A 23,845-nucleotide genomic window follows, 5' to 3' on the forward strand; every position below is an offset into this window, starting at 1 on the left:
CGATGGCCGATCAGTGGAGCGAATTTGAGGATGCCGAACCGGTAGCCTCCAGCGCGCATCAATGGGCCGAGTTTGACGATGCGCCAAGAACCGGCAAGCCGCGCAAATCCAGAAAGAGGGCGAAGGGCAAGGATGCGCCGCCACCCTCTATGGACACCATCACGAACGTTCATGATGGCGACACAGCCCAGCTCGCCTCGGGCAACGCCTTGCGGCTCTTTGGGGTCGATGCCCCTGAACTGAACCAGCAAGGCTGGAATCGGGACTACATGCCGGTCCAGATCGGGGAGAGCGCTCGCAATGCCCTTATGGACTACGCTTCTCCGCAATCCATCATTGGCGCGCCGGTTGGCCGGTCATATGGGCGAACTGTCGCGCCGGTGGAGACGGCTGGGCAAGATGTGGGATTCGCGATGCTTCGCACGGGCAATGCTCTTGCGGCTCCCGATTTTCTGGCAGGCGAGCCAGCGCGCAGAGCGGACTATATGCAGGCCGAACGGCTGGCGCGGCTGAACCGTCTCGGCGTGCATGACACCTTTCACCAGTCACCGGAACAGCATCGGGCCAATCCCGATTATCAACCCAGCCGCGAGACGGTGGCGCAATTCTGGGACACGCCCACGCCGTTTGCTGGCCTGCGCCCCGAAGTCGAGAAGCAGCTTTTCGGGATGATCTACGACCCGAATGTTTCGCTGGAAGACGCTGCTACCTACGCCAAGGAAAACGGTGGTATTCTGGACATGGACAGCGCTAAGGCAGCGCGTGAATCCTTCCTCAAGGGCAATGCGGCGCAGGGTATTCAGTATAAAGATCAGCCCCGTATCCTGACTGATCTGGGCGACGGTGCAACCGGCGCGGCGGTTCGCGGTGGTGGTTCGGGCTTTCTTGCCGGTGGTCTGGATGAAGCCGGGGCGATCCCGGATATGTTTGGCCTGACCCCAGGCCGAGAGAATGTGTTCAACTCGGATCGGCGCTGGGCGGATATCTGGTCGAACAACCAGCAACAAAATAGTGCGATCCTCGGTTACGATGAGCAAGCTCATCCCTATGCCACGCTGGGCGGGCAATTGGCCGGTGGTCTGCTTGTGCCAGCCGGTGCGGGTGCCAGGACAGTGCCGCAGCTTTTCCGCGTCGGGGCTGCCTATGGCGGTGCGGAAGGGTTCCTTGGGACGGAGGGGGAGATCGGACAGCGCGCAATTGGCGGTGCGGTTGGCGTTCCTGTCGGCGGCGTTCTCGGGGCCGGTCTGGGCAAAGCGCTGGAAGTCACCGCGCCGTATGCGGGCAGACTTATCGACCGGCTGACCAGCAAGGCCCCCAGATTGACTCCTGAGGGCTCTGCAAGCGATCTGGCGGATATTCCCCCGCCGCCACCTGGTTTCGTGCTGGACGAGTCTCCTGGGCCTTCTGTGGGCGAAATCGGCATGGCAGCCGATCCCATGCCATCCGTGTCGGCTCCGCTGCGCCGTCCAGATTATCTCGATATGGGGCCGGTCAAGGCCCCCCGCCTGGGCGATCCGATTTCCGAAGCGCAGATGCGCGCGATTGCAGAGAACATCACGCCTCAGGATGTGATGCCGATCCCGTCCAACATGGTCGATGGCATTGAGGAAGCGGCTGCCAAGGATGCAGGCCGGTTCGCTCCTGCGCGTCCCGTGGACGAAAGGTCCGAACTGGACCGGATCACGGTTCGCGGCTGGAATGGCGGCGAAGTGCCGAAGGTCGGCCCTACCGATATGGTTGGCTGGCTCCGGCAGCAAGGCGGTCTTACCGATCAGGGCGGTGAGCTATCCCATATGGGCCTCAACAACGCGGCTCGGCGCGGATTGGATTTCGTTGGCCAGGAAACCCGCTTCGGTCCCTTGGTGAGCGATACCGGCATGACGCTGGACGATGCCGCCATGCGCGCATGGGAAGCGGGATATTTCCCGGATCATGCCGAGCGCCCGACGACTGGCGAATTTCTGGATGCGCTGCGGGATACCTATGAGGGCCGCAATCGCCGGTTCCTGCCGGAAGACCTCGCGCAGATTGATCGCTTCGACGCGACCCGTGCGGATCGTCTCGACCTCGAACAGCGCCTTGCGGAAGGCCCCGTGTTTCAGGATCGATCGATTGCAGCAGATGAGCCCCAGCCGTTCCCGCCCGTGCAAGCCTATGAGGAATGGCCAGCCGGTGGACCGGACTTCGCCGGGAACATCAACCTGTCGAAGCTGGAAAGCCCTCAGGATATTTCCCGCGCCCTTTACCAGACCGAACGCCGTGTAGGGTTCGACGCTGCCACCCGTGGGCGAGTATCGCAGGCAGAGACGGAGAGGCTTGCTGCCGATCTGGGCATGACACCTGAGAAGCTGCTGTCCCGCCGGGCCGGTCAGGCGTTCAATGCGGAAGAGGCGCTGGCTGCGCGCCAGCTCCTTGCGAAGTCGGGTAACGAGTTGGTGAACGCCGCTAGGCGCATTCGAGGGATGGAAGATCCCGGTTCTCAATTGCTGGCCGACTTTCAGCAAAAGTGGATGCGTCATGTCGCGATCCAAGAACAGGTTGCTGGCATGACTGCGGAAGCAGGGCGAGTGCTCGCACAATTCAAAATGGCCGCGAACAGTCGCGTTGTGCATGGCGATGTGCTCGCAGCGCTTGTTAAGAAGGGTGGCGGGAAAGATAATCTCCAGAATGTCGCCAATGTGCTGCTGGACGCCGCCGAGACATCCGCCGGCGTGTTCAATGTGCTGGCGGATAAGCTCAAGCGACCGAAGTGGCATAGCCGTGCATCGGAGCTTTACATCAATTTCCTACTGTCAGGCCCTCAAACCCATGTCGTGAACATGGTGTCCAACACGCTGACGGCAATGGCGCAGATACCCGAACACATCGCTGCTGCCGGTATTGGCAGGGCTCGACAGGCTTTCACCAATGCTCAAGTCAATCGGATAACTGGCGGCGAGCTTGGTGCTCGCACGTTTGGATTGGTTCAAGGTGCCAGGGAAGGCGCGCGGCTGTTTGCCCAAGCGCTTCGCACAGGCGAAGCCTCGGATTTTGTCGCCAAGGTTGAGGGTGACGAATTTAAAGCCATCCCCGGAAAGATCGGGGAAGCGATCCGTCTTCCCACGCGGTTCCTGACCGCTGAGGATGAATTGTTCAAGGGCATTGCGCGCCGGATGGAGATCAACGGCATGGCGGTGCGCATTGCTCACCGGGAGGGGCTTAAAGGCAAGGCAGCGCAGACGCGCATTGCGGAGCTGGTAGCCAATCCAACAGATGAGATGCTGGAGCGGGCTTTAGATTATGGCCGCTACCTGACATTCCAGCGCCCCCTTGGGTCGTTTGCATCGAAGATTTCCGGTCTGACGAACGATCCATCAGGTTGGGGTCTGACGGCAAAGCTGTTCCTGCCCTTCGTTCGCACGCCGACCAATCTCCTCAAGTTTGCGGCTGAACGCTCGCCTGCCGCGCCGCTGCTCAAGGAATGGAAGAAGGATTTCATGGCGGGTGGAGCGCGCCGCGATCTGGCTGTTGCACGCGCTCTGATAGGAACGGGTTTCGGCATCGCAATCCATGAAGGGGCATTGAGCGGGATCATCACGGGCTCGGCTCCGACTGATCCGAAGAAAGCCAGGCTGCTTTATGCAGACGGCTGGAAACCCTATTCGATCAAGATCGGGAATACCTATTATTCCTACAAGCGGCTCGATCCCTTCTCGACCACGCTGGGCGTGGCGGCGGATATCGCCCTGCTGCCAGAGGGCATGAGCCAACGGCAGCAAGAGGACAAGGCCACACTGCTGGTCGCTTCCATCATGGGCAATCTGGCCTCCAAGACGTGGCTTTCGGGTATATCGCAGCTTGTGGAGGCTATAGGCGAACCTGACCGCTATGCGGACAATCTGCTGCAAAGACTGGTTGGCTCGTTCCTTGTGCCTAATCTGGTCGCGAGTACTGCGCGTTCGCTTGATCCGACCGAGCGCGAGATTGAGACCATGGGTGATGCGCTTCAAGCTCGCATTCCCGGCCTGCGAGACGATCTGCTGCCGCGCCGCGATATCTGGGGCCGGGAGATTGTCTATGAAGGCGGGGTAGGACCTGATTTCCTTTCCCCGGTCTGGGTGTCGGAGGCCCTCAAGGATCCGGTCAATCATGAGTTGATGCAGACGGAGTATGCGCCGAGCCCGCTACGAAGGAAGGTTGCAGGGCGGGAACTGACACCGGAAGAATATGATCGCTATCAGGAAGTGTCGGGGAACCAGGCTCATGCAGAGCTGACCGATCTCGTGAAGTCCTCGGCCTGGAAGGCGATGGACGATGAAGCGAAAGCCAAGTCCGCCAAGGATATCGTGGACCGGGTCCGCAAGGATGTGCGAACGGCTCTGTTTGGAGGGAAGCATTCCACGACGGCTGATGAATGGTCCGAATTTCAGGATGTTCCGCAACAATCCCGATCATCTACCCCAGCCGCAAAAGACGAGTGGGCGGACTTCGAGGATGTTCAGCAGCGTGATGTGATGGGGAATCTGCAGCGCGCTATCCCCGGCATTCGCTTTACGTCAGGCTATCGTTCGCGCGAATACAACGAGAGCCTGCGCGCGCAGGGCTATCATCCTGCGCGAAACAGTTCCCATATCGACGGGGCAGGGCTCGACATGCTTCCCCCACCTGGCAAGTCGCTCGGCTGGCTCCGCAAGCAGGTCCAGGCGCTCGAACCGAACGCATCGTTCCTTATCCATGACGGCCATCTCCACGCCACCTTTCCTGACTGGTACGGGGCGCCCGTTCTAGGCGGGGCCAGGGATGCAGGCTTGGTCAATCCGATGGCGAGGTAGGCGTGGCGAACTTTTTGTCCCGGAGGTGGCATGTCTGATCACCCGAATACAACCGGCCGCCAATCGGATGGCGTTGATGATCGCTCGGTTCTGCTCGGGCGGCCTGCCTCGACCACGGTTCTCAGGCTCTATGGGCAACAAGCCCTTTAGAATGCGCCATTCTGCTTTGGTGAGATCGCCCCTGCTCAAGCCTGCCTCCAAAAAGCAGCCTTGAATCAATGCCGTTGGTCCGCGTCAACTGCATTCAGCGTTGCCGTTGTTGCAGTCCGCCAGCTTCAGTGTAGCCTTCTCAAAATGAAACTATCCAGAGCATGTCTGTATCGAGCGTTCTCTGCCATTTTGGCATACGCATGGTCAGCAGTCGCTGCGTTAGAGATCAATCAACTTGCGGGCTGGCAATATGATGGCGACCTTGGTTGGTGGCTCGTGACGGCCTATTCAGCACCCGCATTGGCACTCACTTCGCCTCTGTCGCTGGTCGTTGATGACGCAAACGCCCGCGTCTCTATAGCCTTGGTTCTGTTAAGCGTGATAACTGTGACCTATTGCATACACATCGCGGTATCGCGCCGACACTCTACGCCATTGGTATAGCAGCTGTGCCTAACGGTCATGCAAACGCTTAGCCGAAGCGGCTTTTCCTGAACCGAAATTTGTCCACGCCGCCTAGGAGGATAGCTCCAAATCCGATTGTCGTGGATTCGACTCCTGCTGCCTTGGTGAATAACCTCTCCATAACAGGGGAGAGGTATCATGAGACTGGCGCTTTTCGCTGGTGTGCTTTTGTCTGTGGCCCCGTTGGGCGCGGCAGCGTTCGCGCAAACCACACCGTACAAGCTGATTATCACGTGGTATCAATCGAACCTTACGGTTATCGACTATCCGACTAAAGAGCGGTGCGAGGCGGCCGCAAAGGCTATCACAGTAGAGGTGGAGCGCCAGCTTGCGGAGAGTAATGCGCTTGCGCCAAACACCATTCTTTTGAGCAAGGGGCCGAATGGAGCATTTTGCATTCCAGGCTAGTTCCTCACTCCAACGAAAGGTCAACGAAGCAGGACGGTTCGATCCTGTCTGGACCTCGGGTCCTTGTGCGTCTATCGGAATGAAAATTTCGCTCTCCTGTGGGAGTAAACGTGGGAGCGATTTGACATAGCTTTCGTGAAAGCACGTATTTCTGCCGTTTAATGGCCGATATATGGATGATCGCGGGGCATCCATTTCTTCCCTCAGGCTTCTGGCCCGGAATCCGGCCCGCCGGGCAGGGATTCGGGCGCAACCCAGGCCCAAGGTAACGGGGAGAGACATGGCCGATCGCAAGCAACCGCCCCGGCAACCCGGCGTCCCGGGTCCGCATGGCAAGCCAGAGCAGGCGGACCGCTCGCTCACCCCCAACAAGTTCTACAAGGCGGAGCAGGAAGCGGCGTTCACCGAAGCGGCTCCTACGGTCACTGCGCAGACCCAGCACCCCGCCTATCGCCTTGCCTTCCGCGACACGGATTTCCTGTTGCGCGACGATTTGCGGCCGGTGCGCTTCCAGCTCGAATTGCTGAAGGCCGAAACCATGCTGGAGGAAGCCGGCGTGGGTTCTACCCTGGTCTTCTATGGCTCGGCCCGCATTCCCTCGCAGGCGCGGGCCGAGGCGATGCTGGCCAATGCCGACAACGATCCGCGCGGGCGGGCGGTGATCGAGCGCCTCGTCGCCAAGGCACGCTATTATGAAGAGGCCCGCAAGCTCGCCTACATGGCCAGCACATGCGCCGTGGTGGAGAATGGGCAGCGGCAATTCGTCGTGACGTCCGGTGGCGGGCCGGCCATCATGGAAGCCGCCAATCTCGGCGCCAATGAAGCGGGGGCCGAATCGATCGGCCTCAACATCGTCCTGCCGCATGAGCAGGCGCCGAATGAATATGTCACGCCGCGCCTGTCGTTCCAGTTCCACTATTTCGCGCTGCGCAAGATGCATTTCCTGCTGCGCGCCCGCGCGGTCGCGGTATTCCCGGGCGGCTTCGGAACCTTCGACGAGTTCTTCGAGCTGCTCACCCTGGTGCAGACCGGCAAGATGAAGCCCATTCCGATCCTGCTGTTCGGCAAGGAGTTCTGGAGCCGGGTCGTGGATTTTGGCGCCATGGCCGAAGAAGGGGTGATCGACGAGAACGACCTCGATCTTTTCCGGATCGTCGAAACGGCGGAGGAGGCCTGGGAGCGAATCACCGGCTTCTACAAGCTGGATTGCCCGTTTTCGCCTATAGCTTGACTTCCTGGTGGCCCAGCGGGCCATGCCCTTGCCCAAATCCGGGCGCCTTGAGCAAGGCTTTGCGAACGAACAGGCGCGCGTCGGTTATCGCGCTTTCCAGATCCTGGCCCCTTGCGAGAAAGAGCGCGATCGCGCTGGAAAGGGTGCAGCCGGTGCCGTGGTTGTGGCGAGTCTCGATCTTGTCGCCGCGCCAGACGCAGTCTTCCACCCCGGGCCGGGTGAGCCTGTCTTCCACCACCGGCCCTTCCGCATCGCCGCCTTTGGCGAGGAAGGTGAAGCCCTTTCCCGCCAGCGCCCCGGCGCCGCCCAGTGCCGCGAGTTCGGGCAAATTGGGCGTGACCAGGGTGGCCAGGCCCATCAGGCGCTCGAAGGAAGCGATGGTGGCTGCATCGGCCAGTATCGACCCGCTCGTGGCGACCATGACCGGGTCGAACACGACCGGGGCTTCGATCCGCGCGAGACGGTCGGCGACGATCTCTGCAATGCCGGGCGAGCCGAGCATCCCGATCTTGATTGCGTCCACGCCGATATCGCCCACGCAGGCATCGATCTGGGCCGCGACCATGGCCGGAGACAGCGCCTCCACCGCATGAACCCCGGTGGTGTCCTGCGCCGTGACCGCGGTGATCGCGGTCATGGCATAGCCGCCCAGCATGGTGATGGTCTTGATGTCGGCCTGAATCCCGGCTCCGCCAGAGGAATCGGAACCGGCGATCGCCAGGATGCGGGGCGGGGCGCTCACGCCGCGGCGGCGACGGCGGCGCAGATCTCGTCGACGACCCGCTCCACCTGCGCTTCGTCATCGCCTTCCGCCATGACCCGGATCAGCGGCTCGGTGCCGGACGGGCGGATCACCAGGCGCCCCTTGCCCTTCAGCTCCCCTTCGGCCTTGGCGATGGTCTGCCGGACCACGGCATTTTCGAGCGGAGCGCCGCCCGCATAGCGCACATTGCGGAGCAATTGCGGGACCGGGTCGAACATATGGAGCAATTCGCTTGCCCGCTTGCCGGAGCGGACCAGCGCCCCCAGCACCTGCAGGGCCGCGACCGTGCCGTCTCCGGTGGTAGCATGGTCGAGCAGGATCATATGGCCGGATTGCTCGCCCCCGACATTGCAGCCGAGCTTGCGCATGGTTTCCAGGACATAGCGATCGCCGACCTTGGTGCGGATCAGGTTGAGGCCCTGTCCTTCCAGGAAGCGCTCCAGCCCGAGATTGGACATCACGGTGGCCACCACGCCGCCGCCGCGCAGATTTCCGGTCGCGGCGAGACGGGTGCCGATCAGGGCCATGATCTGATCGCCGTCCACGGCCTTGCCCTGCTCGTCCACCACGATCAGGCGGTCCGCATCGCCATCCAGTGCAATCCCTATATCGGCGCCTTCCTCGATCACCCTGACCTTGACCGCCTCGAGCGAGGTGGAGCCGACCCCGTCATTGATGTTGAGGCCATTCGGCTCCACCCCGATCGCGACGACTTCCGCGCCGAGTTCCCAGATGGCCGAAGGGGCCACGGTGTAGGCCGCGCCATTGGCGCAATCGACCACGATCTTGAGGCCGTCGAGCCGGACGTCGTCCGCCAGCGATGCCTTCACCGCATGGATGTATCGGCCGCGCGCGTCGTCGATCCGCCTTGCGCGCCCGATCTGGCCGCCATGGGCCAGCGGGCATGGCTCGGTCAGCGCCTTTTCTATGGCGAGTTCATCTTCATCCGACAGCTTGAAGCCATCCGGCCCGAACAGCTTGATCCCGTTATCGTCGAAGGGATTGTGGCTGGCCGAGATCATCACGCCCAGGTCCGCCCGCATTTCCCGCGTCAGCAGCGCGACCGCCGGGGTCGGCAGCGGCCCGGTCATGATCACGTCCATGCCCACGCTGGTGAAGCCTGCAACCAGCGCGTTTTCCATCATGTAGCCGGAGAGGCGCGTATCCTTGCCGATCACCACGCGATGGCGATGATCGCCCCGCAGAAAATGCCGTCCAGCCGCCTGCCCGACCTTCATCGCCAGCTCGGCCGTCAGTATTCCGTCATTGGCCCGCCCCCGAATACCATCCGTGCCGAAAAATTTGCGCGCCATGATTTTCGTTCCATCCCCTTGCATGAACGGCCGGGACGGCACATGGCTTGGTTCGCGGCCAATGTCACGCCCTCCCGGGGGCATAATCGATAATGGATGATCGAAAATCACCATGCAACTCGACTGCGGCCCGCCCGTTGGGAGAGGACGGAAATTTCAGCAGGAATGGAGATTTCATGCCCATCAAACTTATCGACCTTCCGTATGACAGCAGCGCCTTGCAACCCGCGATTTCCGCGGAAACGCTGTCTTTCCACCATGGCAAGCATCACAAGGCCTATATCGATAAGACCAATGCGGCCGTCGAAGGCGGCGAACTGGACGGCAAGCCCCTGGAAGTGATCATCGCCGCGGCCCGGGGCAACAACCAGGGGCTGTTCAACAATGCCGCGCAATCATGGAACCATGGCTTCTACTGGCATTCGCTGGCCGGCGAATCGACCAGGCCCAGCGGCGATCTCGCGGACAGGATCGAAAGCGACTTCGGTTCGCTGGACGACCTCAAGAGCAAGCTGGCCGATCGTGGCGCCGGCCATTTCGCTTCCGGCTGGGTCTGGCTGGCGGAGAAGGACGGCAAGCTGTCGATCGAGGAAACCCATGACGCCGACACGCTGGCGGACGCAGAGAGTAATCCGCTGCTGGTCATCGACCTGTGGGAACATGCCTATTACCTCGATCACCAGAACGCGCGGCCGGGCTATCTGAAGGCGGTGCTGGACGAAAAGCTCAATTGGGACTTCGCGGCCGAGAATCTCGCGCGCGGCACCACCTGGGCCTATCCGGGCTGATCGTCCGGCCCTTTGCCCAGAGAGGAAAGCCCGCTTCCGGTTCCCGGGAGCGGGCTTTTCCATGACGGCTTCCGGCGTTACGGCTTCCGGGGTGGCATGGGCCGCTGGGGGCCTATTCGGCGGCCCGGCCGGAAACTTCGTCCAGTTCATGCATGATCGCGCTGTGCGCGACGCTGTCGTCATGCGAACGGCGCGGAATGGAGCCTTCGGCCAGCAATTCCGTCAGCGTGGCCCGCGCCCGCCCGACCCGGCTCTTGATCGTGCCGACCGCGCATCCGCAGATGGTGGCCGCTTCCTCATAGCTGAATCCGCCCGCGCCAACCAGCAGCAGCGCTTCGCGCCGTTCCGGCGGAAGGCTCAGCAGCGCGCGATGCATGTCGGACAGATGCACCGGGTCTTCCTGGCTGGCCGGCTGGATCAGGATGCGTTCGGCTACGGTTTCGTCATATTCGCCGCGAAAGCGATTGCGCCGCATTTCGGTAAGATAGGCATTGCGCAGGATCACGAAGGTCCACGCCCTCATGCTGGTGCCAGGCTCGAAACGTTCGCGCGCCGCCCAGGCCTTGAGCATGGTTTCCTGCACCAGATCGTCGGCCATGTCCGGCCGGCCGCACAGCCCGCGCGCGAAGGCGCGCAGATGTGGAATGACAGCACTCAATTCCTGTTTGAACTCGGCTGCCGCGTCTTTGCCGGCATCGCTCATTGCGTGTTGTCGTCGAGCTTGGACAGCAAGTCCATGAAGCTGTCGGGCAAGGGCTCGTCCACGACCGAGTCGTATAGTTGCCGGAGGCCTTGCGCCCATTCCGGATTGGACCCCTTGCGGGTGTTACCTGCCTTGCCGAGTTGTCCTTCGAGCATGTTTCGCTTGGTATTCCTGTTCGGTTTCTTGGCCATCTGCGCTCAGGTACCGCCCCCTTGATGAAAACCCCCGGGCACTTTGCCCTCGGCTACCCTTTGCTGCAACACAGTTCGGTGCGGTGCTTCACACCACGCCTCGGCTGGAACGAAGCAGTCCCCCATTCGTTCCCGGTCGAATATCACGATCATCCTTGCCGGAACCCACGGTTGCCGTGACCGGCAAATGATGCAAGACGCGCGCCGAGGGGTTGTTTGTCGTCGCATTGGAATGGGGCGAATTGGGGTGAAGGAACTCGGAAGCGTACGGGATATTCGCCGCTGGCTGGTGCGGTTTCCCCGGGCTGTGCCCGTTGCGATCTTCCTGCTCACCCTGACCGTGACCGCGCTCAGCGTGTTTGCGATCGAGCGTGTCGAATCCCAGCGTTCCACCGCGATGTTGCGCCAGGAAGCCCTGTCGGTGGCCTCGGCGATAGAGCGGCGGGCGAACTCGACCTCTTCCTATCTCCGGGCTGGCGCCGCCCTGTTCGCGACCCTGGATCAGGTGAGCGAGCCGCTGTTCCGCCATTTCGTATCGGAATTGCGCCTCGATACCGATTATCGCGGGGCGGAAGGGATCGGTTGGGCTCCTCGCGTGGAGCGAACGGAAATCGCGGCCTATAATCGCGAACTTGCCAAGGTGTATGCGCCCGAAGTCCGCTTGCGTCCGGAACTCGCGCCCGATCGGCCCTTCGCCGTTCCTGTAACCTATCTGCAGCCCCGGACGGCGCGCAATCTTCGCGCGGTCGGCTTCGACATGTATTCCGAACCGGCCCGCCGCGACGCCATGGCCGAAGCGGCGCGGGCCGCGCGGCCCACGGCCAGCGGCAAGGTGATTCTCATGCAGGAACCGCTGGGAAATTCGCCCGGCTTCCTGATCTACATGCCGGTCTTCGAAAGGCGCGGCGCCGACCGCCAGCTCAAGGGTTTCATCTACAGCCCGTTCAATGCGCAGGATTTCCTTGCGGCGGCGGTGCGGTTGCAGAGTCCGGAGGAAGTCGGCGTGTCGCTCTATGACCAGTCGGTCGCTCCGGGGAACCTTCTGGCGCGGATCGCCCCCGGCAGGATGGGCGGGCCGGCCGTGACCCTGCGCATGGTGGTGGCCGATCATCCCTGGGTGCTCGTGGTGGAGAGATCGGCGGAGCGGAGGCTGTCCTCGCTGTCCATGCTGACGCTGTTGTTCGGGATGCTCGTGGCGACCCTGCTGATGGTCCTTGCCCGCCTGCTCACCCAGCAGGCGCTGGAGGATCGCGCGACGGCCGCCTGGCTGGAAGAGCAGAACTCGATCCGCAACTCGCTGACGCGCGAACTCAACCATCGGGTGAAGAACACCCTGGCCAATGTGCTGTCGCTGGTTGCGCTGACCCGGCGCCGGGCCGAGGATATAGACAGTTTCGCCGACAGCCTCAGCGGGCGTATCCGCGCCCTGTCCGCCACGCATGACCTGCTGACCCTGTCGGAATGGGGAACCACGCCGATCCGCTCGGTGATCGAGGCGGAACTCGTGCCTTACGCCCAGGATGGCGGCCAGATGCTGGAAATGTCCGGGCCTCTGGTGGAGCTGGCGCCCAACGATGCCTTGTCGCTCGGCCTGGCGATTCACGAGCTGGCGACCAATGCCGCGAAATACGGAGCGCTGAGCGCGGCCGGCGGCAAGGTCCGGGTCAGCTGGGAACTGCGGCTGGACGGCCGGGCCCAGGTCGATTGGCGGGAACTGGATGGCCCGCCCGTATCGCCTCAGCGGCAGCGCGGTTTCGGCACGGAACTGATCGAGAAGATCGTGGCCCATGAGCTTGGGCATCCCGTGGACCTGCGGTTCGAGCCCGGAGGGGTGCGTTGCACCCTTATCATCCCGGTGCGCACGCCGCGGGAATTCCTCATCCGGAAAAAGAGCAGGAGGCCCGGTCCGGCCTCATGAAAATCCCCTCCGGACTTATCCGGAGGGGAGACGCCCGGGATATGAATCCCGTTCGATCAGGCGAGCGGCTGGCTCGACCCGAAGAACAGGGCCTGGCTGATCGCGGCGCGCACCGTCAATTCCTGGAAAGGCTTGGTGATGAGATAGGTCGGCTCCGGCCTGTCGCCGGTGAGCAGTCGTTCCGGATAGGCCGTGATGAAGATCACCGGCACGCTGCCGATCGCCAGAATATCGTCCACCGCATCCAGCCCGGAGCTTCCATCGGCCAGCTGAATATCCGCCAGGACCAGGCCGGGGCGGCGTTCCGCCACGACTTGCTGGGCCTGGGTGCGGGTGGCGGCGGTGCCGCAGATTTCATGGCCCAGCGATTGCACGAGGTCTTCGAGCTGCATCGAGATCAGCGGCTCATCCTCGATGATGAGGACGTTGGTGGTCGATTCGCGGTCGATCTCCTCCACTGCCTCGCGCACCAGGCCCTCGACGGTTTCCTCATCGAGATCCATGATGCGCGCGGCTTCAGTAGAACTGAAATCCTCCAGCGTCGTCAGCAGCAGGGCCTGGCGGTTCAGCGGCGTGATGGCGCCCAGGCGCTCGCGCGCAAGAGTTTCGTGCAGGCCGGCGTTATCGCCGCCGAGGCTTTCCGTTTCCAGACAGGCGCTGGACCAGACCTTGGTGAAGGCCCGATAGAGCGCGACCCGCCCATCCTGAAGCGATTGCTTGAGGCTCGGATCGGCCAGCGCGGCTTCCAGCGTTGTCCGCACGAAAGCGTCGCCGCTGGATTGGGAACCCGTCAGCGCGCGAGCGTAACGACGAAGATACGGCAGATTGGCGGCTATCTGATCACCAAGCGACATGCGACCCCTTCCCTTGAATTACCCGCCCGAAACGTTCCCGCAACACATTGGTTCCCACCCTGGAACCATGTTCGGCGCGAAATTCCAAGGATGAATGGGGGCAGGGGATGAGTCAAAAAAATTTGTCCCGGCTGGGAACCGCTTCGTCGGCGGGCGGTTTTGGCTATGTCACCGCCGAGACCCCCCTCCCGTCCAACCGGCTGGTGATACGATCCCGAAAGGCCTCTGCCCGGAAGACGGGCGGAGGCCTTTTTTGGCGGCGGGTTCGGGTTTGGCGGCGGGGGTCAGGCCAGCGGCTTTTCGTAGATCAGATATTCCCGGTTGACGGTGCTGTCGATGGCGTCGGCAATCGCGATCATTCCCTGGTTGTCGTCGAGGATCCAGCCGATCTCGCCGCGTTTGCTGCCATACTTGGCGACCGCGTCCCGCCGGATATATTCTATCATCATGAAAGCGAGCTGGCTTGCCAGCCGTGAAGACTGGAGCTTCTTCAGCACGCCCATCAGAGGGACGCGCATTTGCGCATTGGTGGGGTGACGGAGCCACCACAGCAGCTTGGCCCAGCCAAACGGCAGCAGTTTGCCGTTCAGCCCGCTTATGACCGGATTGAGGTCCGGCAGGGTCATCATGAAGGCCACCGGCTCCCCGTCGAGTTCGGCGATCCGTATGAGATCTTCCCGCACCAGCGGCTTGAGCTTCTTGCCGATATAGGCGACCTCGCTTTCGGTAATCGGCACGAAGCCCCAGTTGTCGGCCCAGGCATCGTTGAGAATGGCGAGGATGATCGCCGCTTCCTCGTGGAAGCGCTTGAGGTTCACCTTCCGCACGCGGATGCGGTCGTTGCGTTCCCCCGACTGAACGATGCGCTGCACCAGCGGAGGGAACTGCTTGCTGACGTCCAGCTCGTAGGTCAGCAGCTTCTTGGCGACTGTGTAGCCCGCGCCTTCTATCCACTTCCGATAGAGGGGCGAGTTGTGGCCCATCATCACCATCGGCGGATGGTCGTGGCCCAGGGTCAGAAGGCCCGGCTCCTCCCAGATCGAAAGGCTGATCGGCGCGAGCACGCGGGTCATCCCTTCGCCGCGGAGCCATTCTTCCGCCCCGGAGATCAAGGCCCGGGCAGTCGCCTCGTCCGCGGCTTCGAACAGCCCCCAATTGCCGGTGCCCGGCCCCATTCCCTGCTCGGGCGGCTGGGTGAGCGCGAGATGATCGTAATGCGCGGAGATGCGGCCGGTGACCTGCCCGCCGCGCCGGGCCAGGAACAGCTGCATCGTGGCATGTTCATGGAAGGGATTCCTGCCGGGCGTCAGCAGTTCCGCGACCTCGGCGCGAAGCGGCGGCACCCAGTTGGGGTCGCTGGCGTTCAGCCGATAGGCGACATCGATGAAGGCGTCGAGATCGGCTTTCCCCGAAACGGGGGAGAGCTGCACATCGTCCATCTGCTTTCCCCTCCGCGGGAGTTCAGGCCGAAACCTGCCCGGTCTCGTCCTTTGTCATCGCGCGGCGCCGGGGGTGCCCGCTGGCGATGCCTCCGGACAGTTTCTTGACCCACGGATAGGTCTTCGCGACTTCTTCGTCATAGCCGAGATTGAAGACCGTGGCCGAACGATGGGGCCGGTCCTTCTTCTCGTAATAGGTGCCGAGCACGCGATCCCAGAAATAGTTGGTGATCCCGAAATTGCCCTTCTCGTCGAAATAATGATGTTCGTTATGGCGCTGCTTCATGTGCTGCACCCATTTCCATTTCGGCTTGAACGCCAGATGCTGGATGCAGTGCATGAACTCGTAATAGCAGGTGGTCAGCAGGCCGGTGCCGAAGGCGGCGGCCGCGCCGCCCGGGCCGCCGATCAGCCAGCCGACCGGGATCGTGGCGATCGCGATGGTCGGCACGGTGGTGTGCAGGGCGCCGAACAGGACCTCCAGGTGGTTGGGGTCCTGGTGATGATCGTAGTGGATTCGCTTCCAGGTGGGGCAGAGCCACTTGTGCTTCCACATCCAGCGGCTGTGCAGGATGTATTGGTGCAGCAGGTGCCAGACCAGCGGATAGATGAGCACGGCGGCGGCGATGGCGCCGAGCGCGGGCAGCGGAGCCGCCGGAAAGAAGGCGAAGAAAACGATGCACAGCGCCGTCAGCGCCAGATAGGCCATGATCGTGTAATGCTGGAAATAAGCGCGCACCAGCTCGCCCAGGGTCATCCGGTCGAGATAGTGGCTCCGTTTCCAGAACGGCAGCTGGCTGTCGGCATGTTTGGTTGCGGATTGCGACACGACTGTTCCACGTTTCCTGCTCTGACGGGCGCTCGCCCTTATCATGGCGGGCATGGCGCTACCATAAGCGCAAATTTGAGGCAGCAATGGGGCGCCCATATGCGATGCTGGCGCTGTAGGAAAGCGTTGATGAGCCTTCGCTGAATGCTGCCTGTGGCTTTCCGGGCTATTCCTCGGTGCGGATCAGCACCGTTTCCCCCAGCAGCAGGAACAGCAGGAACGGCGCCCATGCCGCCAGAAATGGCGGATAAGCCCCGAAATTGCCCATGGCCAGCGCGGCATTGTCGACCACGAAATAGGCGAAGCCAAGCCCCATCCCCAGCACCGCGCGCACGAACAGCTGGCCGGAGCGCGCCAGCCCGAAGGCGGCGACGGCGCCCAGCAGCGGCATCAGCGTCGCGGAAAGGGGCCCCACCAGCTTGTGCCACCACTCGCCGCGCAGTTCCCGCGTCTGGCGGCCCGCCGCTTCCATCGCGCGGATCGAGCCATGGAGCGTGACGATGTCTTCCGTATCCGCGTTCACATGGCTCATCCGGATCTGCTCGGGAGTCAGCTCCGTCGCGACGGTCAGCGAATCGAGCTTCACCTGTCGCGCGGATTGCACGTCGAAGCGCACGGGATCGTCGAGGCGCCAGCCCGGATCGGCGAAAACCGCCCGGGGCGCCTTGACCTGCTCGATGAGCAGCCCCCGCCCGTCGCGGCGATACCAGCTTACGCCGTCCATCCGCATCGCCTTGCCGGAGCCGCTCAGTGTCGTGACCGCCAGGATATTGCCGCCGTCGCGGAAATAGACGTTGCTGCGGACCGTCTCTTCCTCCGGGACCGGGCCATAATCGGCATCTTCCCAGGCATTGAGGGTGGCGGTTGCACGGGTGCCCACCATTTCGTTGAAGGCGAGGCTGATCATGGAAACCGCCAGCGCCGACGCAAGCAGGGGCGCCAGGATCTGATGGGCGGAAAGCCCTGCCGCCTTCATGGCGATCACTTCGCTGTTCTGGTTGAGCGTGGCGAGGGTGATGATGGTGGCCAGCAGCACGGAATAGGGCAGGAACCGCGCCACCAGCTGGGGCACGCGCAAGGTGACGTAGTGCCACAGCTGCGCTTCCCCGTTGCCCGGATATTCGAGGATCTTGCCGCTCTCGCTGAGCAGGTCCAGCGTCTGCAGCACCAGCACCAGCATCAGCAGGACGGCCAGGATGCGGGTGACGAACAGCCGCGCGAGATAGAGCGTCAGCGTGCGCGACGGGAAGAAATCAAGCCGCATCGCCAGCCTGCCTCGCCTGGTGGGTCTGCCGGTATTTGCGCGAAAGGGTTTTCAGGCGATGAGTCAATTTCGCGAAGACCGCTTCCAGCGCTCCGATCGCCTGGCCACCGGGAACGAAGGCCACCCGGTAATACATCCACAGGATCAGCGCCGCGAACAGCATGAACGGTCCCCACAAGGCGATCACCGGGTCGATCCGCCCGAGGGCGGCCACGTCTTCGCCATACTGGTTCACCTTGTGATAGGCCACGACCATCACGATCGAGAGGAACACGCCCAGCGCGGAGGTGGAGCGCTTGGGCGGGATGGCGAGGGAAACCGCGAGCAGGGGCAGCAGCAGCATCATCACGACCTCGACCAGGCGATAGTTGAAGCTGGCCCGGATCGGATCGCGCACATCCTTGGGCAGGTCGTCGCTCCAGCCGATCCGCAGCAGTTCCGGCAGGACATATTCCCGCTCCTTGCCGCCTCTGGCGCGGAAGGCTTCGATCTTGGGGAGGTCGATCGGCAGATCGTGCTGGGAGAAGCTCAGCACCCTGGGGTTCTCGTTCCGGGTTTCCTGAATGATGACCCCGTCGGTCAGCCGCAGGATCACCGTATCCCGGCTCTCTGCGCTGGCCATGAACTGGCCTTCATGGGCGGAGATCGAAAGCACCTGGCCCTTGTCGTTCGAGATCCGGGCGAAGATGCCCGAAAGCTCGCGCCCATCGTCACGGCTCTTGTCGATATACAGCGCCATCCGGTCCTTCAGCGTGGTGAATTCGCCGACCTTGATCGACGCGCCCAACGCGCCCTGGCGCAGCTGATATTCCATCTGCTCGTAATAGTAGCGGCTCAGCGGAGAGAGATAGCCGACGATCAGCAGGTTGAGCGCGGCCAGCACCAGCGTAATCATGTAGGGGATGCGCAGCAGGCGCGTGTAGCCCAGCCCCACCGCGCGCATGACATCCAGCTCGCTGGAGGTCGCGAGGCGGCGGAATGCGAGCAGGATGCCCAGCATCAGGCCGAGGGGAATGGCGAGGCTGGCATATTCCGGGATCAGGTTCGCCAGCATCTTGAAGACGATGCTGACCGGGCCGCCTTCGACAGCCACGAAATCGAACAGCCGCAGCATCTTGTCCAGCAGCAGCAGGGATGCGGCGATGACGAACACCGACAGCATCGGGACCAGCGTCAGCCGAAGAATATACCGGTCGATATCTGTGAAGAATTTCAAGCGTCAGGCCGTGCTAATCCGATGGGCAAGCACGGCCTATAGCGTGGGAACGAGGCGAGGTCATGCCCCTTGTTGAGGCGGTGCGGCTGGCTGGGCGGTCGCCCGGCCGGGCGGTCAGAGCAGCTCGAAGATCTCGTAGACCGGCCCTTCGGGGCGGCGGTGGCCGACTCCGAACGCGACGATGTCGTTCAGCCAGGAAAGGCGGCTGGACGCGGTTTCGAATTGCACCGCGGTCCGGAAATAGAGCTCGTGCGCCTCGACCGTCTCGCCGCGGGCGAGCCGTTCGTCGACGTCCGGGCCGGCCTTGAGGCGGCCGGTATAGGTCATGTAGATCGCCTCGTCCCGATCCGTTTCGAGGATCGTGCGAACGTCGATATGGATGACGCCATCGGCGCGGCGGAACAGCCAGTCGCCCCCGCCTGGGAGGACTCGCCCGCTCAGCCGCTCACCGATGAAACTGCCGGAGGAAATGATCCCGGCGCGCCGGAAATAGCCTTGCGGGACATTGCCGATCACATGCGGGGAGGTCTGGAACTGCACCGTGAAGAGCGGCTGGAAACGGATCTCGGTCATGCGATCAGGCTTTTTCCAAGGTGCATTGCAGCGGATGCTGATTCTGCCGGGCGAAATCCATCACCTGGTTCACCTTGGTTTCCGCGATCTCATAGGGAAAGATCCCGCAAACGCCCACGCCCTTCTGGTGCACATGAAGCATGACGCGGGTGGCCTGCTCCAGATCCATATGGAAGAAGCGCTTGAGCACCATCACGACGAATTCCATCGGGGTATAGTCGTCGTTCAGCATCAATACCTTGAACTGGCTCGGCTTTTTGGGCTTGGCGCGAGTCTTGGTGGCGATGCCGACCTGCCCTTCGCCGCTGCCCTCGCCATGGTCGTCAGCGGCGGAAAGCGTCCGCGCAAGCGTTTCGCAGGAAGGTTCGGGATAGGTCATGATCGTGCCAGAATATCGTATTGCGCGGCCTGGCTGCAAGATGCGGGCGGCGAAAAAGGCCGCAAAAGGTAAAACGGGCCGGACAGTCCATGCTGTCCGGCCCGTCTTTATCGCCGGGGGAGAGGATGCCGGCGAACCTTGTTTCCGGTTCAGGCGGCCTTCGAGATCTTCTCTACGGCCACGCTGACGCGGTTGGAAATCGGAGCGAACGCTTCGTTCGAAAGCTTCACGAATTTTTCGCTGCTCTTCGAGCCGAACGCGATGGCCGAATCGAAATTGCGGCGGGTCAGTTCGCCTTGGAGCTGGAAAAATTCGGTCGGGGACTTCACGGCGGCGATCTTCTTCAGGTCGGCCGTGAGAGTTTCGAAAGCGGACTTCGATTCATCGACATAATCGCGGCCGATCTCTTGCGCGCCGGTGGCGAGAATCTTGCCGGATTCAACGAATGCTTCGAGATTGCCCTTGGTGAATTCGCCGACTTCGCCGGCAAGGCTGCTGCCCTTTTCATAGGCGGCTTTGGCCTTGTCCTTGATTTCGGTAACGATCGTCGAGAGATCGGGGGACTTCTTAGCGGTAGCCATGATTCTTTCCTTCAGTTCGGTAATCGTAGGTTCGGTAGCGGGTGCAATTTTTACGGTAGTCATGATTGAAGCCGTGGGAGCGGCGGTTTCGGTTCGTTTCTTGCTGATAAAGGGTATCGGCTTCGCCCCGGTTCCCGCGGCCGGCTTGCCGACGCTGGTTTTTGCCGGGGTCGGGGTTTTGGCCGGGGCCGGTTTTGTCTTGGGTGCGGCCCTCATTACAGGCGCCTTCTTCACCGCCGGCTTTTTCTTGGCGATCGCTTTCCTGACGGGTTTTGCGATCACTGGTGCCGGTTCTGCCTTTGGCTGTTCCGCGACCGAGGGCTTTTCCGAAACGGTTTCCTTCGGGGCGGCGGCCGGTGCCGTCTCGACTGGCGTTGCGGAAAGGGGCGCGGGCCGCGCTTTCCCGCCAGCCGGCTTTTTCTTCGCTTCGGCCGCGGGGGCCTGAGGAATCTTCGCGGCCGCGTCGGCGTAGGCCTTCTCGGCCTTGGAGATATCGCTTTCGTCCGCCATCGTAGCTATCCTCGCAAAATACCTGCTTTAGACTATGCTGCATTGCACAAATAGTCAGGGGGCAAGGCAGGGTCAAGCATTTTTTGTGCACTGCACAAAAATTAGCGGGGCGCGTAATTTCCGTAACGGCGGGCTGCCCGCTTTTGTGGGCCGGCAGCCTCAGCGCGTTTTGACATATCGCCCTGGCGCATCCTCGATCACCTTGTCGCCCCTTCCGCCCGGCTTGCGCTTGCCCTTCGCCGCGACCGTCTCGTCATCCCGGGCCTTGATCCAATCGATCCAGTCCGGCCACCAGCTTCCCGGATGCTCCGCCGCCCCTGCCATGAAGGACTGGAGATCGGGCGCGGCGCTGTCATTGGTCCAGTATTGATACTTGCCCGAGCCGGGCGGGTTCACCACGCCAGCGATATGGCCCGAGCCGGCCAGCACGAAACGCAGCGGGCCGCGCAGAAGATGGGTGATGCGATGCACGCTCTCGGGCGGGGCGATATGATCCTCGCGGCCGGCCTGCACGTAGGCGGGCGTCTCTATCCGGGTGAGGTCGATCGGCGTTCCGTCCGCGCTCAGCTTGTCGGGAATGACCAGCCGGTTGCCATGGTAGAGATCGCGCAGATAGTTGCGATGCCAGCAGGCGGGCAGGTTGGTGGTGTCCCCGTTCCAGTGCAGCAGGTCGAACGCCGGATAATCCTCGCCCAGCAGGTAATGCTTGATGACCGAGCTCCAGATCAGGTCGTTGCCGCGCAGCAGGTTGAAGGTCGCCGCCATGTAGCGTCCATCGAGATAGCCGCTTTCGCCAAGCTGGGCGATCGCCTTGAGCTGGGCGTCCTGGGTGAACAGCTTGAGTTCCCCGGCCTTCTCGAAATCGACCTGCGCGGTGAAGAAGGTGGCGCTCTTCACCTTGTCCGCCTCGCCGCGCCGGGCCAGTATCGCCAGCGTGGCGGCAAGCGTGGTGCCGGCGACGCAATAGCCGATCGCATGGACGGATTCCGATCCGAGCCTTTCGCGGACGGCATCGATCGCTCCGATCTGGGCGCGGATGTAATCGTCCCAGCTGACATTGGCCATGTCCTTGTCGGCCGATTTCCAGGACACCATGAACACGGTCAGCCCCTGGCCGACCGCCCAGCGCACGAAGCTCTTCTGCGGGCTGAGATCCAGGATGTAATAGCGGTTGATCCAGGGTGGGAAGATCACCAGCGGAACCTTCAGCACCTTCTCGGTGGTCGGGCTGTATTGGATCAGCTGGTAGAGCGGCGTTTCATGGACGACCTTGCCGGGCGTGGCGGCGATGTTCTCGCCCAGCCTGAAGGCGTCGGGATCGGTATGGGTCAATTGCCCGCGCCGCAGGTCGGCCAGCAGGTGCTCCATCCCCTTGACCAGGCTCTTGCCCTTGGTCTCCACGATCCGGTCGAGCACGACCGGGTTGGTCAGCGGGAAATGCGCCGGGCTCATCGCGTCGACGACGGTCTTGGTGGCGAAGCGCAATTGCTCGCGCTGGTCCTCGTCGATCCCTTCGACCGCCTCGACCATGCCCATCGCTTGCTCGGCCATCATCAGATAGGTCTGGTGGATCAGCGCGAAGAACGGCTGTTCGCTCCAGCGCGGGTCGGCAAAGCGGCGATCTTTCCTTGGCAGGTGGGCCTCGCCGGGCTTCATCTCCCCGATGCCGGTGGCGATCCCGTATTGGCCCAGCACCGTTTCCCAAAGGGTGAAGCTGTCCTGCCAGAAGCGCCGCTGCGCTTCCGGCTCGGCCAGCGGCATGGCCTGATACCAGTGTTCCGCCATCGCCGCCCATTTCGCCGGATCGGGCAGGGGGAAAGTCGATACTTCCTTCTTCGCGCCTTCACGCTGCAGTTCCAGCCACAGTTCCTGCAGCCGCTGCGCCGCTTCGGCCCATTCCGGCCAATCCGCCGGCTCGGGCAGTTTCGGCTCCGCGCCCGGCGCGATCACGCTGAGAAACCGGCGGGCGGCTTCATCCTGCAAGGCAATGAAGTCCGCGAAAGGGTTGTGCTGGTCGCTGCTGTCCCCGGCCATTGCTTTATCTCGATTCCACCCTGCTGACGCATCGCCTCGGAACGTGCCATAGTAGCGCTGCATTACACGATAGCATATGGGCCATTTGCGCGAGGCGTTTTATCCCCTAGAGTCCGCGACGGGTGCAATTCCGCCCCCGAACCTTGTTTCATCATTTTTTGGATTGTCAGTTTCATGGAAGACGAGTTCTACCGCATCAAGCGCCTGCCGCCCTATGTCATCGCCGAAGTCAACGCGATGCGAGCGGCGGCACGCCAGGCGGGCCGGGACATCATCGACCTTGGGATGGGCAATCCCGATCTGCCGCCGCCCGACCATGTGATCGACAAGCTGTGCGAAGTCGCGCGCAAGCCGGATGCCCATGGCTATTCCGCGTCGAAGGGGATTCCCGGCATCCGCCGCGCGCAGGCCAATTACTACGGCCGCCGCTTCGGCGTGGATGTCGACCCGGAAACCGAAGTGGTCATGACCATGGGCTCGAAGGAAGGGCTGGCCAGCCTCGCCACCGCGATCACCGCGCCGGGTGACGTGGTGCTTGCGCCCAACCCCAGCTATCCGATCCATACCTTCGGCTTCATCATCGCGGGCGCCACCATCCGTTCCGTGCCGACCACGCCGGACGAGAGCTACTGGCGTTCCCTGGACAAGGCGATGGCGTTCACCGTGCCGCGTCCTTCGATCCTGATCGTCAACTATCCCTCGAACCCGACGGCGGAGACGGTGGACCTCGCCTTTTACGAGCGGCTGGTCGCCTGGGCGAAGGAGAACAAGGTCTGGATTCTGTCCGACCTCGCCTATTCCGAGCTGTATTACGACGGCAACCCGACCCCCTCGATCCTGCAGGTGCCGGGCGCGAAGGATGTGGCGGTCGAATTCACCTCGATGAGCAAGACCTTCTCGATGGCGGGCTGGCGCGTCGGCTTCGCGGTCGGCAACAGTCGCCTTATCGCGGCGCTCAGCCGGGTGAAGAGCTATCTCGATTACGGGGCCTTCACCCCGATCCAGGCTGCCGCCTGCGCCGCGCTGAACGGCCCGCAGGACATCGTCGAAAAGAACCGCCAGCTCTATCAGAAGCGCCGCGACGTTCTGGTCGAGGCGTTCGGCCGGGCAGGCTGGGACATCCCATCGCCCAAGGCGTCGATGTTCGCCTGGGCGCCGCTGCCGCCCGCGCTCAAGGACATGGGCAGCCTCGAATTCTCCAAGCAATTGCTGACCCATGCCGAAGTCGCCGTCGCACCGGGGGTCGGCTATGGCGAGGATGGCGAAGGCTATGTGCGGATCGCGCTGGTCGAGAACGAACAACGGCTTCGCCAGGCCGCGCGCAATGTGCGGCGCTATCTGGCCAGCATGGGCGTGAACGCGTCGGTCGCCTGATACGGCTCGGCCCGCGCAGGGACATGCGCGGGCCGGCCATCCGGGTAGGTG

At 62.6% G+C, this 23,845-nt stretch carries 19 protein-coding genes; 6 read left to right on the top strand and 13 right to left on the bottom strand.

The features are described from left to right. Positions 1-2: 2 nt before the first annotated feature. The 3 genes from U8326_RS00085 (at position 3) to U8326_RS00095 (ending at position 7,065) form a co-directional block, all read left to right on the top strand. Complete coding sequence (locus U8326_RS00085; protein ID WP_324741609.1) at positions 3-4,811, top strand: thermonuclease family protein; 4,809 nt, start codon at positions 3-5, stop codon at positions 4,809-4,811. 753 nt (positions 4,812-5,564) lie between these two features. Continuing rightward, the gene (locus U8326_RS00090) at positions 5,565-5,834 is read left to right on the top strand and encodes a hypothetical protein (RefSeq protein WP_324741611.1); all 270 of its coding nucleotides are present in this window, start codon (positions 5,565-5,567) and stop codon (positions 5,832-5,834) included. A 280-nt stretch (positions 5,835-6,114) separates the two neighbouring features. Next, complete coding sequence (locus U8326_RS00095) at positions 6,115-7,065, top strand: LOG family protein (RefSeq protein WP_324741612.1); 951 nt, start codon at positions 6,115-6,117, stop codon at positions 7,063-7,065. On the opposite strand, the gene thiD is transcribed toward U8326_RS00095, so the two are convergent. Continuing rightward, positions 7,055-7,807: a bifunctional hydroxymethylpyrimidine kinase/phosphomethylpyrimidine kinase gene (gene thiD, locus U8326_RS00100; protein WP_324741614.1), complete on the bottom strand. Its 753-nt coding sequence runs from the start codon at positions 7,805-7,807 to the stop codon at positions 7,055-7,057. The two genes, U8326_RS00095 and thiD, sit on opposite strands and share 11 nt — an antisense overlap. Next, positions 7,804-9,141, bottom strand: coding sequence for a phosphoglucosamine mutase (gene glmM, locus U8326_RS00105; RefSeq protein ID WP_324741616.1), 1,338 nt, complete (start codon positions 9,139-9,141; stop codon positions 7,804-7,806). Before glmM ends, thiD begins: the two co-directional genes overlap by 4 nt. A gap of 176 nt (positions 9,142-9,317) precedes the next feature. On the opposite strand from glmM, the gene U8326_RS00110 reads away from it, so the two are divergent. Next, complete coding sequence (locus U8326_RS00110; protein ID WP_324741617.1) at positions 9,318-9,929, top strand: superoxide dismutase; 612 nt, start codon at positions 9,318-9,320, stop codon at positions 9,927-9,929. Between the two features lie 112 nt (positions 9,930-10,041). Here U8326_RS00110 and U8326_RS00115 read toward each other — a convergent pair whose 3' ends face one another. Both U8326_RS00115 and U8326_RS00120 read right to left on the bottom strand, forming a co-directional pair. Further along, on the bottom strand, positions 10,042-10,632 hold the full coding sequence (locus tag U8326_RS00115) for a sigma-70 family RNA polymerase sigma factor (protein ID WP_324741618.1): 591 nt from the start codon (positions 10,630-10,632) through the stop codon (positions 10,042-10,044). Further along, positions 10,629-10,787 carry a NepR family anti-sigma factor gene (locus tag U8326_RS00120; protein WP_324741619.1) on the bottom strand — a complete coding sequence of 53 codons (159 nt, stop codon included), beginning with the start codon at positions 10,785-10,787 and terminating at the stop codon, positions 10,629-10,631. The genes U8326_RS00115 and U8326_RS00120 overlap by 4 nt, the downstream gene beginning before the upstream one ends. A gap of 283 nt (positions 10,788-11,070) precedes the next feature. On the opposite strand from U8326_RS00120, the gene U8326_RS00125 reads away from it, so the two are divergent. Next, on the top strand, positions 11,071-12,741 hold the full coding sequence (locus U8326_RS00125; RefSeq protein ID WP_324741621.1) for a CHASE domain-containing protein: 1,671 nt from the start codon (positions 11,071-11,073) through the stop codon (positions 12,739-12,741). Positions 12,742-12,797: 56 nt separating this feature from the next. Here the strand turns inward: U8326_RS00125 and U8326_RS00130 are convergent, their stop codons facing one another. From U8326_RS00130 to U8326_RS00170, 9 genes are all read right to left on the bottom strand, one after another. Further along, the gene (locus U8326_RS00130; protein ID WP_324741622.1) at positions 12,798-13,595 is read right to left on the bottom strand and encodes a response regulator; all 798 of its coding nucleotides are present in this window, start codon (positions 13,593-13,595) and stop codon (positions 12,798-12,800) included. 284 nt (positions 13,596-13,879) lie between these two features. Continuing rightward, positions 13,880-15,034 (bottom strand): N-acetyltransferase, encoded by a 1,155-nt coding sequence (locus tag U8326_RS00135; RefSeq protein ID WP_324741623.1) that lies wholly within the window; start codon positions 15,032-15,034, stop codon positions 13,880-13,882. Positions 15,035-15,056: 22 nt separating this feature from the next. Continuing rightward, complete coding sequence (locus U8326_RS00140) at positions 15,057-15,863, bottom strand: sterol desaturase family protein (protein ID WP_324741625.1); 807 nt, start codon at positions 15,861-15,863, stop codon at positions 15,057-15,059. A 166-nt stretch (positions 15,864-16,029) separates the two neighbouring features. Further along, on the bottom strand, positions 16,030-17,127 hold the full coding sequence (lptG, locus tag U8326_RS00145; RefSeq protein ID WP_324741626.1) for an LPS export ABC transporter permease LptG: 1,098 nt from the start codon (positions 17,125-17,127) through the stop codon (positions 16,030-16,032). Next, positions 17,117-18,343 (bottom strand): LPS export ABC transporter permease LptF, encoded by a 1,227-nt coding sequence (gene lptF / locus U8326_RS00150; RefSeq protein WP_324741627.1) that lies wholly within the window; start codon positions 18,341-18,343, stop codon positions 17,117-17,119. Before lptF ends, lptG begins: the two co-directional genes overlap by 11 nt. Positions 18,344-18,457: 114 nt before the next feature. After that, positions 18,458-18,916: a DUF3237 domain-containing protein gene (locus U8326_RS00155; protein ID WP_324741629.1), complete on the bottom strand. Its 459-nt coding sequence runs from the start codon at positions 18,914-18,916 to the stop codon at positions 18,458-18,460. Positions 18,917-18,920: 4 nt separating this feature from the next. After that, complete coding sequence (gene clpS, locus U8326_RS00160; protein ID WP_324741630.1) at positions 18,921-19,295, bottom strand: ATP-dependent Clp protease adapter ClpS; 375 nt, start codon at positions 19,293-19,295, stop codon at positions 18,921-18,923. Between the two features lie 149 nt (positions 19,296-19,444). After that, complete coding sequence (gene phaP / locus U8326_RS00165) at positions 19,445-20,386, bottom strand: TIGR01841 family phasin (RefSeq protein ID WP_324741631.1); 942 nt, start codon at positions 20,384-20,386, stop codon at positions 19,445-19,447. 159 nt (positions 20,387-20,545) lie between these two features. Next, positions 20,546-22,420, bottom strand: a complete 1,875-nt coding sequence (locus tag U8326_RS00170) for a class I poly(R)-hydroxyalkanoic acid synthase (RefSeq protein ID WP_324741632.1) — start codon at positions 22,418-22,420, stop codon at positions 20,546-20,548. 174 nt (positions 22,421-22,594) lie between these two features. Here U8326_RS00170 and U8326_RS00175 point away from each other — a divergent pair, with 174 nt between their 5' ends. Beyond that, positions 22,595-23,794: an LL-diaminopimelate aminotransferase gene (locus U8326_RS00175; protein WP_324741633.1), complete on the top strand. Its 1,200-nt coding sequence runs from the start codon at positions 22,595-22,597 to the stop codon at positions 23,792-23,794. Positions 23,795-23,845: the final 51 nt, after the last annotated feature.

It is taken from the genome of Tsuneonella sp. CC-YZS046 (assembly GCF_035581365.1).
Classification (GTDB): Bacteria; Pseudomonadota; Alphaproteobacteria; order Sphingomonadales; family Sphingomonadaceae; genus JAWKXU01.

What these genes read in the sequence shown, in the direction of transcription:
- U8326_RS00155 (WP_324741629.1), bottom strand. Translation starts at nt 18,916, where the DNA reads ATGACCGAGATCCGTTTCCAGCCGCTCTTCACGGTGCAGTTCCAGACC.
- U8326_RS00110 (WP_324741617.1), top strand. Translation starts at nt 9,318, where the DNA reads ATGCCCATCAAACTTATCGACCTTCCGTATGACAGCAGCGCCTTGCAA.
- U8326_RS00130 (WP_324741622.1), bottom strand. Translation starts at nt 13,595, where the DNA reads ATGTCGCTTGGTGATCAGATAGCCGCCAATCTGCCGTATCTTCGTCGT.
- U8326_RS00175 (WP_324741633.1), top strand. Translation starts at nt 22,595, where the DNA reads ATGGAAGACGAGTTCTACCGCATCAAGCGCCTGCCGCCCTATGTCATC.
- glmM (WP_324741616.1), bottom strand. Translation starts at nt 9,141, where the DNA reads ATGGCGCGCAAATTTTTCGGCACGGATGGTATTCGGGGGCGGGCCAAT.
- phaP (WP_324741631.1), bottom strand. Translation starts at nt 20,386, where the DNA reads ATGGCGGACGAAAGCGATATCTCCAAGGCCGAGAAGGCCTACGCCGAC.
- U8326_RS00115 (WP_324741618.1), bottom strand. Translation starts at nt 10,632, where the DNA reads ATGAGCGATGCCGGCAAAGACGCGGCAGCCGAGTTCAAACAGGAATTG.
- U8326_RS00120 (WP_324741619.1), bottom strand. Translation starts at nt 10,787, where the DNA reads ATGCTCGAAGGACAACTCGGCAAGGCAGGTAACACCCGCAAGGGGTCC.
- clpS (WP_324741630.1), bottom strand. Translation starts at nt 19,295, where the DNA reads ATGACCTATCCCGAACCTTCCTGCGAAACGCTTGCGCGGACGCTTTCC.
- U8326_RS00090 (WP_324741611.1), top strand. Translation starts at nt 5,565, where the DNA reads ATGAGACTGGCGCTTTTCGCTGGTGTGCTTTTGTCTGTGGCCCCGTTG.
- U8326_RS00085 (WP_324741609.1), top strand. Translation starts at nt 3, where the DNA reads ATGGCCGATCAGTGGAGCGAATTTGAGGATGCCGAACCGGTAGCCTCC.
- lptG (WP_324741626.1), bottom strand. Translation starts at nt 17,127, where the DNA reads ATGCGGCTTGATTTCTTCCCGTCGCGCACGCTGACGCTCTATCTCGCG.
- U8326_RS00095 (WP_324741612.1), top strand. Translation starts at nt 6,115, where the DNA reads ATGGCCGATCGCAAGCAACCGCCCCGGCAACCCGGCGTCCCGGGTCCG.
- U8326_RS00170 (WP_324741632.1), bottom strand. Translation starts at nt 22,420, where the DNA reads ATGGCCGGGGACAGCAGCGACCAGCACAACCCTTTCGCGGACTTCATT.
- U8326_RS00135 (WP_324741623.1), bottom strand. Translation starts at nt 15,034, where the DNA reads ATGGACGATGTGCAGCTCTCCCCCGTTTCGGGGAAAGCCGATCTCGAC.